Consider the following 15,406-nt stretch of genomic DNA (forward strand, 5'->3'; position numbering starts at 1 on the left):
TATGAGTTTCTATAAATTTGCTCGCTCTGTTGTTAAGCTATGGTTAAAATCAAAGTATAAAGTAATAACTGTAGGAACGGAACATATCCCTAAAACAGGTCCCGTAATTATTTGTTCCAACCATATTTCTAATTTTGACCCCCCAGTAGTTGGAATTACGTGTCCACGAGAAATTCATTTCATGGCAAAGGAAGAGCTATTTAATAATAAAATGCTTGCGTTTATTTTAAAGCATGTCCATGCATTTCCAATCAAAAGAGGGATGAAGGATAGAAATGCCCTTCGAAAGGGCTTAGAGGTCTTAAAGGATGGAAATGTGCTTGGCTTGTTTCCAGAGGGAACGAGAAGTAAGACAGGTGAATTAAAAAAAGGTTTAGCAGGAGCTGGGTTTTTTGCTCTTCGTTCTAAGGCAACCATTATTCCTTGTGCGATTATTGGTGATTATCGTGGTAAGGATCCACTAAAGGTTTACTATGGTCCACCAATTGATATGGAGGGATTAAGAAGTGAAAAAGCTTCCGCACAAGAAGTAACAGATGTTATAATGGAACATATTAAAAAAATCAAAGAAAATTATTAACTTCAACATCGTTTTAACTTGACAAATTTGTCTAAATGTTAGAAGTTAGAAAAAAGCACATTTATGTTTTTTGTGTTGTAATTTGAAGGAGGTCTTTGTCATGGAAGAGATGAACCAAGAAAATTCCGAAATTAAAGAGCTTTCCATTGGTGACATTGTTAAGGGGAAAGTGGTTAAGGTAGAGGAGAAGCATATACTAGTAGATATCGGTCAAAAGGTGGAAGGAATTGTTCCTATTAGTGAACTATCTGCCTTGCGTATTGACACTGCAAGTGACGTGGTTAATGAGGGAGACGAACTAGAATTACAAGTAAAGAAAATAGAAGATGAAGAGATCGTTTTATCTAAAAAAGCGGTCATTGCTGAAAAGGCTTGGGAGGATTTACAAAAACAGTTCGACGAAAATCAAACACTTGAAGCAGTAGTGAAGGATGTCGTAAAAGGTGGTCTAGTGGTCGATGTGGGAGTAAGAGGCTTCATCCCTGCTTCCTTGGTAGAAACACACTATGTAGAAGACTTTTCAGATTACAAGGATAAACCACTTACATTAAAAATTGTCGAATTAGATAAAGAGCAAAATCGTATTATTCTTTCCCATCGAGCTGTAATAGAGCAAGAAGCACAACAGAAAAAGTCAGAATTGCTAGAGCAATTAGAAGAGGGTCAAGTGTTAGAAGGTACCGTTCAACGCATCACAGACTTCGGTGTGTTCGTAGATATAGGTGGAATTGATGGTTTAGTACATATTTCCCAATTATCACATACTCATGTCGACAAGGCTTCTGATGTTGTATCAGAAGGTGATACCATTCAAGTTAAAGTACTATCCGTGGATAAAGAGGAAGAAAGAATCTCATTATCCCATAAAGCTACACTTCCTGGCCCATGGGACAACATCGAAGACAAGATTGCAGTAAATGATGTGATAGAAGGTACAGTTAAACGCTTAGTGAACTTTGGGGCATTTGTAGAAGTATTACCTGGTGTAGAAGGACTTGTTCATATTTCTCAAATTTCGAGAGAACATATTGGAACTCCAGGGGAAGTACTAGAAGTTGGTCAAAAAGTAAATGTGAAGGTGCTTGAAGTGAATGCTTCTGAAAAGCGTATTTCATTGAGTATAAAAGAACTAGAAGAGGAAAAACAAGACCAGGAGATCAAACAATATGAAGCTACAGAAGATCAATCAGGATTCCAGCTTGGAGACATGATTGGCGATAAGCTAGATAAGTATAAAAATTAGTGTTTTTAAGGGCTACTTCATTTAACAGATGAGTTGAATGTGGTAGCCCTTGTTTTTTGCTCCACTTTCTTTCATATAGTTTATCATCAGATGTATAAATAAAGCTGTCATGTCGATAATGATAAGGGTGATAGCTATGAACGAAAATCTATTTTTATGGGGTATTTGGTTGCTTTGGTGTTTAGTTACCTTTTTTATGGGGAAGTCGATCCAGCGGACTTATTATGGAATTGGTTTGCTTCTATTAAGCATATGTGTTCCTTATACACTTGAACTAAGTGGTATTTTATTTCCTATGTCCCTTATATTCCTTTTATTATACAGCTTTCTAGGTCTTGTGTTATTCCCGCTAAAGCTAAAAAAATATCTGCTTATCCTCTTATTTGCTTATCTTTATGTGATTTATTTCCTTTGGAGATTTACTAGCCCAATATTTGATGATAGCTGGTTTGTTACCTTAGCTATTGTGTTCTCTACTGTTGTATTCATGTTCGTTGAAAAACAATTTCAGTCGAAAATCTTAATGTGGTGTACAAGTCTAGCGATTGGTCACACACTTTATACATTTATTTGTTGGAGTTATTATTTACAATACAATATTAACTTTCAACACTTCTACAATATCTTTGTCGGAGTGATCGTCCTTTTTACGATACAACACTTTTGGAAAACATTTATGCATAAGGTGGATGTGCTACTTCAGGTGATTGAATCAAAAAAGGTAAGTTAATTCACTTAATAAACGATAATTATGTTATGTAAACTAAACTTCTATAAGCTTGTCTTTTTCCAATCGTTTATGGTAACTTTAATAGGTGATATGAAGATGGTGAAATTTATTGAGGAAGGATGTGCCTTCATGAGAAATTCAGTAGTTGCGATAGTAGGAAGGCCTAATGTTGGAAAATCGACGATATTTAACCGATTAGTAGGAGAAAGAATTTCAATTGTTGAGGATATACCTGGTGTTACAAGAGATCGAATTTATGCAAAGGCTGAATGGTTAAATAATAATTTTCGATTAATTGATACTGGTGGTATTGAAATAGGAGATGAACCATTACTGATACAGATGAGAGAGCAAGCAGAGGTTGCAATTCGTGAAGCTGATGTCATCATTTTTCTAGTAAATGGACGTGAAGGAATTACCGCAGCAGACGAAGAAGTAGCAAAACTGCTATTTAAATCAAGTAAACCAATTGTCCTAGCTGTTAATAAAATAGATAATCCTGAAATGCGTGAGCAAATATACGAGTTCTATTCTTTAGGATTTGGTGAGCCATATCCTATATCGGGAACTCATGGACTCGGTTTAGGTGACTTATTAGATCGAGTAGTAGATCTATTTCCTGAACATCTTAATGATGAAATTGAGGATGATGTTATTCATTTTAGCTTAATTGGGAGACCTAATGTAGGGAAATCCTCTTTAGTAAATGCATTGTTGAATGAAGAAAGGGTAATAGTAAGTGATATTGCAGGCACCACACGAGATGCGATTGACACATCTTTCACTAAGGAAGATCAGGATTTCGTCATTATCGACACTGCCGGAATGAGAAAAAGAGGAAAAATCTATGAAACTACAGAAAAATACAGTATTTTGAGAGCATTAAAAGCAATCGAGCGATCTGATGTCGTTTTGACTCTAATCGATGCAGAAACAGGTATAATTGAGCAGGACAAAAAAATTGCTGGCTATGCTCACGAAGCAGGAAAAGCAGTAGTTATTGTAGTAAATAAGTGGGACACGATCGAACAACATGATCATGCAATAAAGGAATTTGAAGAAAAAATTCGAGCACATTTTTCATTTCTTGATTATGCACCAATTGTTTTTCTTTCAGCAAAAACGAAAAAAAGAATTCATACATTAATACCAAAAATAATTCAGGCAAGTGAAAATCACACCAAAAGGGTGGAAACGAATGTATTAAATGATGTCATCATGGATGCTCTAGCTATAAATCCAACACCGACGAAACACGGGAAGCGTCTTAAAGTATTATACGCTACTCAGGTTGCTGTAAAACCTCCAACTTTCGTGGTATTTGTTAATGATCCTGAATTAATGCACTTTTCTTATGAAAGGTATTTGGAAAATAAAATAAGAGAAGCATTCGGTTTTGAAGGAACACCGATCAAGATTTATGCAAGAAGACGGAGTTAGGGGGAATTAAAGATGTCAAAAGTTGCTGTTTTAGGTGCAGGTAGTTGGGGAACAGCTTTAGCAATGGTTCTCCAAGATAACCATCATGATGTTCGGTTATGGACACATAAAGAAGAACAGAAAAAAATGATGATTGAAACTAAAAAAAATGAAAAATATTTACCAAACATTGTTTTGCCATCAGACTTAAAGATTGTAGATTCAATGGAAGAAGCAACTAAAGATGTAGATGCGGTTGTATTAGTAGTGCCAGCCAAAGCGATTAGAGAGACATGTAAAAAACTTCAGCCATATCTTCATGACAACCTTCTCGTTATTCATGGTTCGAAAGGGATTGAACCAATTTCACATAAGAGAATTTCTGAAATTATTGAAGAAGAATTAACGGGAACAAACTATTTGGATATTGTTGCATTGTCCGGCCCAAGTCATGCAGAAGAAGTGAGTTTAAAACATCCTACCACGGTAACAGCTGCCTCAACAAAGGAAGAGGCTGCTAGAATAGCCCAGGATCTCTTTATGAATCAATACTTTAGAGTGTATACAAGTAAGGATATTATTGGGGTTGAGTTAGGTGGGGCATTAAAAAATATTATTGCCTTAGGTGCAGGTATTTCCGATGGACTCGGCTATGGTGATAATGCGAAAGCAGCCCTAATTACGAGAGGACTTGCAGAGATCTCTAGAATTGCTACTGTATTAGGGGCAAACCCATTTACCTTTATTGGTTTATCAGGAGTAGGGGATCTAATTGTAACCTGCACGAGTGTACATAGTAGAAATTGGCGTGCAGGAAATTTATTAGGAAAAGGGAAAAAATTAAAGGAAGTTCTCCAGCATATGGGGATGACGGTCGAAGGTGTTAGAACAGCTGAGGCCACATACCAGTTAGCTGAAAAATGGGAAGTGGAGATGCCTATTACTTCGGGGATATATGAGGTGATTTTTCATGACAAGCACCCAAAGGATGTTGTTGACAAATTGATGCAAAGAAATAAAACAAATGAAATGGAAGACATCATCCGAATATGGTCCAATAGGTATTCTCATTAACTGTTTACACACTCCTTGCATACTATGGAATGGAAATCTATAGTTAGGAGGAGTGACATTGAGCGATTACAAACAAAAAATGTTTGATCAAATACAAAAAAAATCAAACATTCAGGCTGATGAAATTATGAAGGTAGCCCAATCTGTGCAAAATGCAGATTTTTCTGACGAAGCTACTGTTAGAAAGTTAATTCGCCGCCTTTCAAATATGGCAGGTAAACCTGTCTCAAAAGAAAAAGAAGATAAAATTGTCAAAGCCATTACGAACAATAATATGCCTGCAGATATGAATACACTGAGTAAATTATTTAAAAAGTGATCCTATGGGCACATGAGGATGCAATATCCAATTGCTTCGCATAGAATAAATCGCACAAGCATTCACTTTCAGGGTGAATAAGGGTATTAATTTAGTCATTGCCGAAGTAGATCTGCCCCTTCTACCTCGGTTTTTTTTATTAATCATTGTTTTTTGTTCATTGAAGAAAATTAAGGATGATGGAGTAATTGTGCTATAATATTTATAATCGATAGGATCTAAACGATTTGAATGCTTATACGAAGGAAAGGATGAAATGATATTGTCAGCTTCAATGATGATGATGTGGGTTTCTTTTGCTGGAATGTTTGCACTATTTTTGGCAATTGGGCTAATCTTACTAAGTAGATATAAATTGAAAGGGATTGTAGCAGGCATTGTAGCAACATTTGCTTATGCTTTTTTAATTATTGGCGGTTTAATTATCGCCTTTGTTGTACTAAGAGGACCTACAGCATAAATGGAGGCGAAAGAGACAGAATGACACTAAGAAATAACTTTTTACTAATCTTATTGCTATTAATGTTATCAGGCTGTATGTATCCACAAGAACAATTGAGCCAAAATGAACTCACAAACGATGCACAATTGAATATGGTTCAACAAGCTATTAATCAATATCAAGAGAGAAATGAAGGAAGACTCCCAATTATTACAAAAGATCAGGATACACCTATTTACCAAAAATATCTTATTGATTTTACCTTATTAAAACAACAAGGATTAATTCAATCCATCCCTGGATCTGCTTTCGAAAATGGTGGATTCTATCAATATGTTCTAATTGATGTAGAAACAGAGCCGACTGTAAAAGTCATCGATTTAAGAGTGACAGACCAATTAAGAGAAGTACAGCAAAAGCTTAATTTTTATCGGAATGAACATACATATCCACCATTTGGTGAAAAAGAAGGAGAAGGGGTCTATACCTTGAATTATGAGGCATTAAACCTAGACAAGCCTCCGCATATTGAAAGCCCTTATTCGGGGAATAATTTACCAATATTGATTAATACAGATGGTGAATTGATCATTGACTATCGATTAGATTTATATCCATTACTCGAAGAAACAGACCGTACTTTTCAACAGGATGAAGATATTCGATCACTTTTAACCGATCAATATCCTATTGTACCAGCATATTCTGCTCCATATTATGTAAAAAATAACGAACCTGTTTTTGCAATCCAATAAAATAAGAAACCGGACTTTATCAGAAAATGAGGTAGATAAAGTCCGGTTTTTCATTTCCTACATTTTTTACTTTTTATATCATTTTGTGCTTGAAGCATATTTCGGATTAATTAAAATAATATAGGACTAGATAGAAAAATAGGTACTATCTATCGTCTACTACTAATTTAGGACTTGTTTACAGACAATAGATAAAATTATTTTCCACTACTTATTATTTCTTAGCATATTTTAATAGGACAACATCATAAACTATAAATGTCAATTGCTCGAGTTATCATAAATGTTTAATAGATCGGGAGGGGATCACTTGGAAAGAGTAGATATCTTCAAGGATATTTCGAAGCGTACGAACGGTGATATTTATCTAGGTGTTGTAGGAGCAGTTAGAACAGGTAAGTCTACATTTATTAAAAAATTTATGGAAAAAACAGTATTACCTAATATTCCGAATGAAAGTGACCGATTAAGAGCACAGGATGAATTACCACAAAGCGCAGCAGGCAAAACGATTATGACAACAGAGCCGAAATTCATTCCAAATCAAGCAGTAACGCTACAAGTAGATGAAGGCTTAGAAGTAAACGTTCGACTAGTGGATTGTGTAGGCTACACAGTGAATGGGGCACAAGGTTTTGAGGATGAAAACGGTCCAAGAATGATTCATACACCATGGTATGAAGAGCCTATCCCATTCCATGATGCTGCTGAAATTGGAACGAGAAAAGTCATCCAAGAGCATTCTACTATGGGAATTGTAGTAACAACAGATGGAACAATTGGAGAAATCCCAAGAGAAGACTATGTGGATGCGGAAGCAAGAATTGTAGAAGAATTAAAAGAAGTAGGAAAACCGTTCATCATGGTTATTAATTCTGTTCAGCCATTTAATCAAGAGACTGAATTACTTAGACAAGAGTTAACAGAGAAATTTGATATTCCAGTACTAGCGATGAGTGTCGAGAGCATGACAGAACATGATATAAATAATGTTCTGCGAGAAGTATTATATGAATTCCCTGTGCTCGAGGTTAATGTGAATCTTCCTAGCTGGGTTTTAGTATTAGATGATAATCATTGGCTAAGACAAAACTATCAGGTTGCGATTGAAGAAACAGTAAAAGATATTAAAAGATTAAGAGATGTGGATCACGTTATCGGTTATTTTGATCAATTTGATTTCATTGATCAGGCTACATTAGCAGGAATTGAGATGGGAGAAGGGGTTGCAGATATTGATCTCCACGCTCCTAACGAATTATATGATCAGGTGTTAAAAGAGATCGTAGGTGAAGAGATAAGAGGGAAGGACCATTTATTACAGCTTATGCAGGAATTTACAAATGCCAAAAAAGAATACGATCAAGTCTCCGATGCTTTGAGAATGGTCAAGCAAACCGGATACGGAGTTGCTGCACCTGCTCTAACAGATATGGCATTGGAGGAGCCTGAGATCATTAGACAAGGGCCAAGATTCGGCGTTCGGTTAAAAGCTGTTGCTCCTTCTATCCATATGATTAAGGTGGATGTAGAGTCAGAATTTGCACCTATCATTGGTACGGAAAAACAAAGTGAGGAGCTGGTTAGATACCTAATGCAGGATTTTGAAGAAGATCCATTATCCATTTGGCAATCTGACATATTCGGACGTTCCTTAAGTTCTATCGTTAGAGAAGGAATTCAAGCAAAACTGTCTCTAATGCCTGAGAATGCAAGATTTAAACTAAAAGAAACATTGGAAAGAATAATTAATGAGGGCTCTGGTGGTCTGATAGCAATCATTTTATAACCAATAACGATTTTAAAAGCGATAATGCTACATGCGTTACGCTTTTTTATTTTTTGTGAAAAATTTGAATAGGAAATGTTTTCATAGTTTAACCGTGATTCTCCATTTCCATCAAAATGTAAGAAAGAAGAGGTTCTTAGATGGAGTTTCCTCCTAATTTCGTTCATTTTTTAGTATAGAATCTCAAAAAATGTCTATACTGTTGATAAAATAGATAAATTGAATTTCCAAATCATAACAAATGCTGATATCATGGCATTTGAAAACACTTGCATCACTTTAGAACATGTGATACTATTCTTGTAAATTCAACAAAAATTCACTAGAAATAATTTTTTTCTAGTGAAAAACAAGATTAATTGTTGAATTATATTGGATTCTCAGTTATTATAAGCCTTGTCATCACATTCTGATGACAAAGCTATAAAGAATTCTGTGAAAATAATTTCCGAATTTTATAGCTTATTTTGGGAGGAGGTGAATATCATGAACAAAACAGATCTAATTAATGCAGTTGCTGAGAAAAGTGAGCTATCTAAAAAAGATGCTACAAAAGCTGTTGATGCGGTTTTTGAATCTATCATGGATTCACTTAAAGGTGGAGACAAAGTTCAATTAATTGGTTTTGGAAACTTTGAAGTGCGCGAACGTGCTGCTCGTAAAGGACGTAACCCGCAAACTGGAGAAGAAATCGAAATTCCAGCAAGTAAAGTTCCTGCTTTCAAACCAGGTAAAGCCCTAAAAGATATCGTAAAATAATAGATATTACATATGGGCAACTATAAAAAGGGTGCAATTTTGCACCCTTTTTTTTCACTATTTATAGTAGAAGGCTTAATAAAGCAAAGGGAATAACCGTTTGTTCCTTTTGTTTTATTAAGTCAGACTAAACGGGCATATTACGATTAGGAACGTTTTTACGAGAGAATAATGTAAAATTATGATATACTTATGATATGATAATAAAGGATTTTTCAAGAATTGCGGTGATTTCTCATGAGGCAGCATCCATTATTCGAGCATTATACGAATTTAATACATACTTCTACAAAAAATAAATACTTAAACAAGCATCTAGACAACGTTTTTGTTGAGACAGAAAAAATTCAAGCATTAGATTGTCTTATTAACAATAATGCGAACAAGGAGAATTTTATTCTGGCAACAATGCTTGTTCAAATTGCACTTAATACACATGATCAAATAGATAAACAGATGGATGATCAAGATATTAAAGCCAAAAAAGAACAACAACTCACTGTGTTAGCAGGTGATTATTATTCAGGCATTTATTATCACATCCTTTCCCAATCCAGTGACATAAGCTTTATACGCCAGCTCGCCGAAGGTATTCATGAACTAACAAAACTTAAAACAACCGTTTTTTATCAAGCATACGATCGTACGGATCGCTTTTTGGCAGACTATTCTGCCTTAAACAGCATGATTATAAAATCTGTTGCAGCATATTTTAATCGAGAGACTCACTTTGATTTTGTTAGTAAATGGCTGCTTGCGATTAAATTAGAAAGAGAATATTCTAGGTTAGAGCAAGGGGACCAGACTTTTTTTCATCAATTGGTACAAGATAAACTACTAAAGCAAAACACAACAAAGCATTTACAGAATTTGCTTAAGCAGATGATTCATTATACCAAAAGAGAATTGAGTGACTATAAAAAATTATTACCAGAATATCTTCACCCTTTAACCACTTTTTCTGTTAATACCATTTTGGAAGAAGGATTATCGAAATGAAACCACAATCAAAAGAAGAAAAAGTACACCAAGTATTTGAAAAAATCTACGATAATTATGATCAAATGAATTCTATCATCTCCTTTCAGAAGCATAAAAAATGGCGTCAGGATGTTATGAGAAGAATGCAAGTTAATAAAGGGGAAAGGGCCTTAGATGTATGTTGTGGGACAGGTGATTGGACATTTGCCTTAGCGGAACAAGTAGGTAGATCAGGAGAAGTGATCGGCCTTGATTTTAGTAAAAATATGCTCTCTGTAGCCAAACAACGAAATCAAAAGGGAGAATTGCCACAGATAGACTTTGTTCATGGTAACGCAATGGATTTACCTTTTGAGGATAATTATTTTGACTATGTCACCATTGGCTTCGGATTAAGGAATGTACCAGATTATTTAAGGACGTTGGAAGAAATGTATCGCGTGGTGAAGCCTGGTGGAAAGGTGATTTGTCTAGAAACTTCTCAGCCAACCATCCCTGTATATAGACAGCTCTATTATTTCTATTTCAAAAATATCATGCCACTATTTGGAAAGGTTTTTGCCAAAAGTTATCAAGAGTATGTATGGTTACATGAATCAGCAAAAGACTTCCCGGGTAAAGAAGAATTAAAAAAATTATTCGAGAAAGCTGGTTTAAGTAATATTAAAATAAAAAGCTATACTGGTGGTGTAGCAGCAATGCACATGGGGGAAAAGATAGTAAATAGTAAAGGTGACTAGAATGAAGCTTGCTAAAAATTATGCGTTTTTAAGAAGAGACTTAAAGCAAATCGAATCAACATTAGAGGATACGATCTTCACAGATCAGCCAGTGTTACATGAAGCATCTACTCAATTATTAAGGGCTGGTGGAAAAAGACTTCGCCCTATTTTTGTTTTATTGGCAGCAATGTTTGGGAACTATAACCTTAGTAAAATAAAGAAAGTCGCAAGTGCTGTGGAGCTAATACATATGGCGTCATTAGTTCATGACGATGTGATAGATGATTCAGATACGCGAAGGGGAAAACCTACCGTGAAGTCACATTGGGATAATCAAATTGCTATGCTAACCGGTGATTTCATCTTCGCAAAGGCACTACAGCAATTCACAGATATTGAATACCCGAGGGCACATCAGATATTGTCTAAAACAATGGTTGAATTAACCATTGGGGAAATTGAACAAATAAGAGATAAGTTTAATTATGAGCAGAATTTCCGCTCCTATCTTCGTCGGATTAGGAGAAAGACGGCATTGCTCATATCCTCTAGTTGCCAATTAGGAGCAGTTGTAGCCGAAACTTCTAGTGAAACAGAAAAAGCATTATATAATTATGGTTATTATATGGGAATGTCTTATCAAATTATTGATGATATTCTTGACTTCACAGCAACAGAAAAAGAGCTCGGGAAACCATCTGGAAGTGATTTACTACAAGGAAATATCACTCTTCCCGTATTATATGCGATGGAAAATCCACAAATAAAGGCTTCTATTATCAATCTATTTGCAAATAAAGAGCAAATGAGCCAGGTAGAACTAAAACGAGTGGTAGAGGCAATTGCAAAATCTGGTGCTATAGAAAAAGCAAGAAGAGTAAGTAATACATATTTAAAGAAAGCTTATCACTCGTTAAAAAAATTACCAAACAATCAATCCAAAAGTGCTCTTGAAAATATTGCAAACTTCATAGGTAATAGAAAAATCTAACTATTCGAGGTGAATCAAATGGAAAGAACATTTTTGATGGTAAAACCAGACGGTGTACAACGCAACTTAATTGGAGATATTGTGTCACGATTTGAGCAGAAAGGCTTCAAGATAGTCGGGGCTAAATTAATGACTATTTCAAAATCACTAGCTCAAAAACATTATGCTGAGCATGAAGGAAAGCCGTTTTTTGATCAACTAGTTGAATTCATTACTTCCGGTCCTGTATTCGCTATGGTATGGGAAGGCGAAGAGGTTATCTCTACAGCAAGAAAAATGATGGGAAAAACGAATCCATCGACAGCTGAAGTAGGGACGATTAGAGGAGATTATGGAATGGTTACACATCGAAATATCATTCATGGATCTGATTCCGAAGAGAGTGCAGAGAGAGAAATTTCACTATTTTTTAATAAGGAAGAACTAATCGAATACCCAAAAGACGTTGATAATTGGCTTAGATAACCACTTGTTTACAATACTAAGGGAGAAGAGAAATGGAAGAATACCAAGCGTTCATTCAAAAGGTTCATAGTAAAACGGGCCTTGATCTAAGCTTGTATAAAGAAGCACAAATGAAGAGAAGATTAACTTCACTAAGGAATAAACGGGGATTCCGAACGTTCGATCACTATTTTGATGCCATTAATAAAGACCAGACATTATTACAAGAATTCTTGGATAAAGTGACTATTAATGTATCAGAATTTTATCGAAATCCTAGTAGATGGAGCGTTTTAGAAAAGGAAATCTTCCCGAAGTTAAAAGCAAAGAAAGACAAAATAAAAATTTGGAGTGCAGCATGTTCTACAGGAGAAGAACCATATACATTAGCAATAATTGCAAGCAAATTCTGGCAAACCACCGAAGTGGATATTTTAGCAACAGATATTGATGATAATGTAATTGCTAGGGCGAAGCAAGGTATCTATAATGAGCGTGCTGTACAGGATGTGCCAGAAGAAATGAAGGAAAGGCACTTTATACAGCAAGGAAATACTTACAAAGTAAAGGAATATATTAAGCAATGTATTACCTATAAAAAACATAATTTACTAGCAGACAAATATCCAACTAATATGGATTTAATAGTATGTCGAAATGTGCTCATTTATTTCACAGAGGAAGCAAAAAATTCTATTTATCATCATTTTAGTAAGTCCTTAGCAGATGATGGTGTGTTTTTTGTCGGTAGCACGGAACAAATTTTTCGTCCGGAAAAATTTGATCTGCGTGTCATGGATACTTTTTTTTATACAAGAAAGTAGTTTATTTTCATACTTTGTGAAATTCATTTACTTACAAATAAAAAAAATATGATATAGTAATACAAAATGAATCTACTGGGGGGACTTTTTATGCGCTACTTAACTGCAGGTGAATCACATGGTAAGCAGCAAACCACGATAGTTGAAGGCTTACCAGCTCAAATGCCAATCACAAAAGAAGATATTAATGAATCCTTATTACGTCGTCAAAAAGGGCATGGTCGAGGAAAAAGGATGCAAATAGAAAAAGATTTAGTGGATATCGTCGGTGGAGTTAGACATGGATATACGCTAGGATCACCCATTGCGCTTGTTGTACATAACGATGATTTCAAGCACTGGGTTGATGTAATGGGAGAAGATCCGGTACCAGAAGAACAAAATATCCGGAGAGTTGTAACAAGACCAAGACCTGGTCATGCCGACTTAAATGGTGCGCTAAAATATGGTCATCGGGACATGCGAAATATTTTAGAGCGTTCCTCCGCAAGAGAAACCACTGCTCGTGTTGCAGCAGGTGCTGTTGCCAAGACATTGCTAAAGCATTTAGACATCCATATTATCGGATATGTAAAAGAAATTGCAGCAATAAAAGCAGAGGAAAAACCTAATTTAAGTATTCAAGAAAGAATCAATATATCAGAGGCATCTCCTGTACGCTCTTTAGACGATGCTGCTGGTAAAAAAATGATGGATGCCATTGACCAAGCGAAAAAAGACGGAGATTCCATAGGCGGTGTTTGTGAAGTTTACGTGGAAGGAATGCCTGCTGGTATTGGTTCCTATGTTCACTATGACCGCAAGCTTGATGGGCGTATTGCAGGAGCCGTTCAAAGTATCAATGCATTTAAAGGAGTAGAGTTTGGTATTGGATTTGAAGCAGCGCGAAAAAATGGTAGTGAAGTGCATGACGAGATCGCATGGACAAAAGAACAAGGATATTACCGAAAAACGAATCGATTAGGTGGTTTTGAAGGTGGCATGACAACAGGAATGCCTATTGTAGTAAAAGGTGTTATGAAACCAATTCCTACCCTTTACAAACCATTACAAAGTATAGATATCGAATCAAAAGAACCATTTAGTGCAAGTATCGAACGTTCAGATTCTTGTGCGGTGCCTGCAGCTGCTGTGGTAATGGAGCATGTAGTTGCCTTTGAAATAGCCAAAGCAATTTTAGAACAGTTTCCCAATGATCAATTTCCAAAACTTAAAGAAGCGATTGATCAATATCGTGAGGAAATTAGGTGTTTCTAAATGCATAAACAAACGATTCAAACAAGTACGAATAAATATGATGTGATAATCGGTGAAGGGTTATTAACAAATATTGCTGAATATTTTCCTAAACGATACACAAATATATTAATCATTACAGATAGCGCGGTAAGGTCATTATATGCCGAAACGATTCAAACAGGACTAAAGTCACACTGTGATAATATCGGTATAGCCACTGTCCCAGCTGGTGAAGCATCGAAAAGTATCGATTATTATTATCAGCTTTTAACAGAAGCAGTCGATCATCATCTTGATCGGAAATCATTAATCATTGCACTTGGTGGTGGAATGATTGGCGATCTTGCTGGGTTCGTTGCTGCAACCTATATGCGTGGTATTGATTTCATTCAAGTTCCAACAACAATCTTAGCACATGATAGTAGTGTCGGTGGTAAGGTAGCTATTAATCATCCGAAAGGAAAAAACCTAATCGGAAATTTTTATCCACCTGTGGCAGTTATTTATGATGTCAAGACATTAACTAGCTTGCCTGCTAAAGAAATTCGATCTGGTTATGCAGAAATTGTTAAGCATGGATTTATTAGTCGAAAAGCGTTCTTAGATCAAATCATGAAGACTAATTTACGTAACACATTGGACCCATACGATTTAGTCGATCAATTACAAAAAGGAATTGCAGTAAAAGCAAGGATTGTAGAACAAGATGAGAAGGAAAATGATATTCGGAAATTTCTGAATTTTGGGCATACTCTTGGACATGCGATCGAGGCTGAATTAGGTTACGGTAACATTACACACGGAGAAGCTGTTGCCATTGGTATGTTATTTGCTATACGTGTAAGTGAACAAATATTCCAAGTAGAGTTACCTTATGATAGTCTACTTCAATGGTTGAAGGAAAATAATTATCCATTAACGATTTCGTCTTTAAACATCGAACACGTAATAGATCGCATGAAACTTGACAAGAAATCAGAGAATGCGATAGTGCAAATGGTGCTTTTAGAAAAAATTGGGCAACCAAAGATTGTAAATTTGGAAGACCAAGTGCTTAAGAAACATCTTGAAATTTTTATCAGAGAGTTGGGTTAA

The 15,406-nt window shown here is 35.6% G+C and carries 17 protein-coding genes; all 17 read left to right on the forward strand.

Going from position 1 to position 15,406, the window contains the following annotated elements; translation table 11 throughout:
* Position 1 precedes the first annotated feature (1 nt).
* The 17 genes from ACZ5N5_RS15415 (at position 2) to aroB (ending at position 15,406) form a co-directional block, all read left to right on the forward strand.
* Complete coding sequence (locus ACZ5N5_RS15415; protein WP_464372724.1) at positions 2–580, forward strand: lysophospholipid acyltransferase family protein; 579 nt, start codon at positions 2–4, stop codon at positions 578–580.
* Positions 581–680: 100 nt separating this feature from the next.
* Entirely contained in the window at positions 681–1,823 is a 1,143-nt protein-coding gene (gene rpsA / locus ACZ5N5_RS15420) for a 30S ribosomal protein S1 (RefSeq protein ID WP_464372725.1), read from the forward strand.
* Positions 1,824–1,959: 136 nt separating this feature from the next.
* Positions 1,960–2,553 carry a YphA family membrane protein gene (locus tag ACZ5N5_RS15425; protein WP_277677936.1) on the forward strand — a complete coding sequence of 198 codons (594 nt, stop codon included), beginning with the start codon at positions 1,960–1,962 and terminating at the stop codon, positions 2,551–2,553.
* Positions 2,554–2,682: 129 nt separating this feature from the next.
* On the forward strand, positions 2,683–3,993 hold the full coding sequence (der, locus tag ACZ5N5_RS15430; RefSeq protein WP_054859688.1) for a ribosome biogenesis GTPase Der: 1,311 nt from the start codon (positions 2,683–2,685) through the stop codon (positions 3,991–3,993).
* Between the two features lie 12 nt (positions 3,994–4,005).
* Positions 4,006–5,046 carry an NAD(P)H-dependent glycerol-3-phosphate dehydrogenase gene (locus ACZ5N5_RS15435; RefSeq protein WP_109984254.1) on the forward strand — a complete coding sequence of 347 codons (1,041 nt, stop codon included), beginning with the start codon at positions 4,006–4,008 and terminating at the stop codon, positions 5,044–5,046.
* A 58-nt stretch (positions 5,047–5,104) separates the two neighbouring features.
* Positions 5,105–5,365 (forward strand): stage VI sporulation protein F, encoded by a 261-nt coding sequence (locus tag ACZ5N5_RS15440; RefSeq protein ID WP_054859356.1) that lies wholly within the window; start codon positions 5,105–5,107, stop codon positions 5,363–5,365.
* 256 nt (positions 5,366–5,621) lie between these two features.
* Positions 5,622–5,825 (forward strand): DUF2768 domain-containing protein, encoded by a 204-nt coding sequence (locus ACZ5N5_RS15445; RefSeq protein ID WP_425454574.1) that lies wholly within the window; start codon positions 5,622–5,624, stop codon positions 5,823–5,825.
* A gap of 20 nt (positions 5,826–5,845) precedes the next feature.
* Positions 5,846–6,562, forward strand: coding sequence for a hypothetical protein (locus ACZ5N5_RS15450; protein WP_109984255.1), 717 nt, complete (start codon positions 5,846–5,848; stop codon positions 6,560–6,562).
* Between the two features lie 310 nt (positions 6,563–6,872).
* On the forward strand, positions 6,873–8,351 hold the full coding sequence (gene spoIVA / locus ACZ5N5_RS15455; protein WP_054859359.1) for a stage IV sporulation protein A: 1,479 nt from the start codon (positions 6,873–6,875) through the stop codon (positions 8,349–8,351).
* 486 nt (positions 8,352–8,837) lie between these two features.
* Positions 8,838–9,110 carry an HU family DNA-binding protein gene (locus tag ACZ5N5_RS15460; RefSeq protein ID WP_054787972.1) on the forward strand — a complete coding sequence of 91 codons (273 nt, stop codon included), beginning with the start codon at positions 8,838–8,840 and terminating at the stop codon, positions 9,108–9,110.
* 237 nt (positions 9,111–9,347) lie between these two features.
* A complete protein-coding gene (locus tag ACZ5N5_RS15465; protein ID WP_054859360.1) occupies positions 9,348–10,109 on the forward strand; it encodes a heptaprenyl diphosphate synthase component 1 in 762 nt (253 codons plus the stop codon).
* Positions 10,106–10,831, forward strand: coding sequence for a demethylmenaquinone methyltransferase (gene menG / locus ACZ5N5_RS15470; RefSeq protein WP_109984256.1), 726 nt, complete (start codon positions 10,106–10,108; stop codon positions 10,829–10,831). The genes ACZ5N5_RS15465 and menG overlap by 4 nt, the downstream gene beginning before the upstream one ends.
* A gap of 1 nt (position 10,832) precedes the next feature.
* Positions 10,833–11,804 carry a heptaprenyl diphosphate synthase component II gene (gene hepT, locus ACZ5N5_RS15475; RefSeq protein WP_464372726.1) on the forward strand — a complete coding sequence of 324 codons (972 nt, stop codon included), beginning with the start codon at positions 10,833–10,835 and terminating at the stop codon, positions 11,802–11,804.
* Between the two features lie 18 nt (positions 11,805–11,822).
* The gene (gene ndk, locus ACZ5N5_RS15480) at positions 11,823–12,269 is read left to right on the forward strand and encodes a nucleoside-diphosphate kinase (RefSeq protein WP_277677939.1); all 447 of its coding nucleotides are present in this window, start codon (positions 11,823–11,825) and stop codon (positions 12,267–12,269) included.
* 32 nt (positions 12,270–12,301) lie between these two features.
* The gene (locus ACZ5N5_RS15485; RefSeq protein ID WP_277677940.1) at positions 12,302–13,072 is read left to right on the forward strand and encodes a CheR family methyltransferase; all 771 of its coding nucleotides are present in this window, start codon (positions 12,302–12,304) and stop codon (positions 13,070–13,072) included.
* Positions 13,073–13,162: 90 nt separating this feature from the next.
* A complete protein-coding gene (gene aroC, locus ACZ5N5_RS15490) occupies positions 13,163–14,329 on the forward strand; it encodes a chorismate synthase (protein WP_109984260.1) in 1,167 nt (388 codons plus the stop codon).
* On the forward strand, positions 14,330–15,406 hold the full coding sequence (aroB, locus tag ACZ5N5_RS15495; protein ID WP_109984261.1) for a 3-dehydroquinate synthase: 1,077 nt from the start codon (positions 14,330–14,332) through the stop codon (positions 15,404–15,406).

Source organism: Gracilibacillus sp. JCM 18966 (assembly GCF_055392695.1).

What these genes read in the sequence shown, in the direction of transcription:
- ACZ5N5_RS15415 (WP_464372724.1), top strand. Translation starts at nt 2, where the DNA reads ATGAGTTTCTATAAATTTGCTCGCTCTGTTGTTAAGCTATGGTTAAAA.
- menG (WP_109984256.1), top strand. Translation starts at nt 10,106, where the DNA reads ATGAAACCACAATCAAAAGAAGAAAAAGTACACCAAGTATTTGAAAAA.
- rpsA (WP_464372725.1), top strand. Translation starts at nt 681, where the DNA reads ATGGAAGAGATGAACCAAGAAAATTCCGAAATTAAAGAGCTTTCCATT.
- ndk (WP_277677939.1), top strand. Translation starts at nt 11,823, where the DNA reads ATGGAAAGAACATTTTTGATGGTAAAACCAGACGGTGTACAACGCAAC.
- ACZ5N5_RS15485 (WP_277677940.1), top strand. Translation starts at nt 12,302, where the DNA reads ATGGAAGAATACCAAGCGTTCATTCAAAAGGTTCATAGTAAAACGGGC.
- ACZ5N5_RS15450 (WP_109984255.1), top strand. Translation starts at nt 5,846, where the DNA reads ATGACACTAAGAAATAACTTTTTACTAATCTTATTGCTATTAATGTTA.
- aroB (WP_109984261.1), top strand. Translation starts at nt 14,330, where the DNA reads ATGCATAAACAAACGATTCAAACAAGTACGAATAAATATGATGTGATA.
- der (WP_054859688.1), top strand. Translation starts at nt 2,683, where the DNA reads ATGAGAAATTCAGTAGTTGCGATAGTAGGAAGGCCTAATGTTGGAAAA.
- ACZ5N5_RS15460 (WP_054787972.1), top strand. Translation starts at nt 8,838, where the DNA reads ATGAACAAAACAGATCTAATTAATGCAGTTGCTGAGAAAAGTGAGCTA.
- aroC (WP_109984260.1), top strand. Translation starts at nt 13,163, where the DNA reads ATGCGCTACTTAACTGCAGGTGAATCACATGGTAAGCAGCAAACCACG.
- ACZ5N5_RS15445 (WP_425454574.1), top strand. Translation starts at nt 5,622, where the DNA reads ATGATATTGTCAGCTTCAATGATGATGATGTGGGTTTCTTTTGCTGGA.
- ACZ5N5_RS15425 (WP_277677936.1), top strand. Translation starts at nt 1,960, where the DNA reads ATGAACGAAAATCTATTTTTATGGGGTATTTGGTTGCTTTGGTGTTTA.
- ACZ5N5_RS15465 (WP_054859360.1), top strand. Translation starts at nt 9,348, where the DNA reads ATGAGGCAGCATCCATTATTCGAGCATTATACGAATTTAATACATACT.
- hepT (WP_464372726.1), top strand. Translation starts at nt 10,833, where the DNA reads ATGAAGCTTGCTAAAAATTATGCGTTTTTAAGAAGAGACTTAAAGCAA.
- ACZ5N5_RS15435 (WP_109984254.1), top strand. Translation starts at nt 4,006, where the DNA reads ATGTCAAAAGTTGCTGTTTTAGGTGCAGGTAGTTGGGGAACAGCTTTA.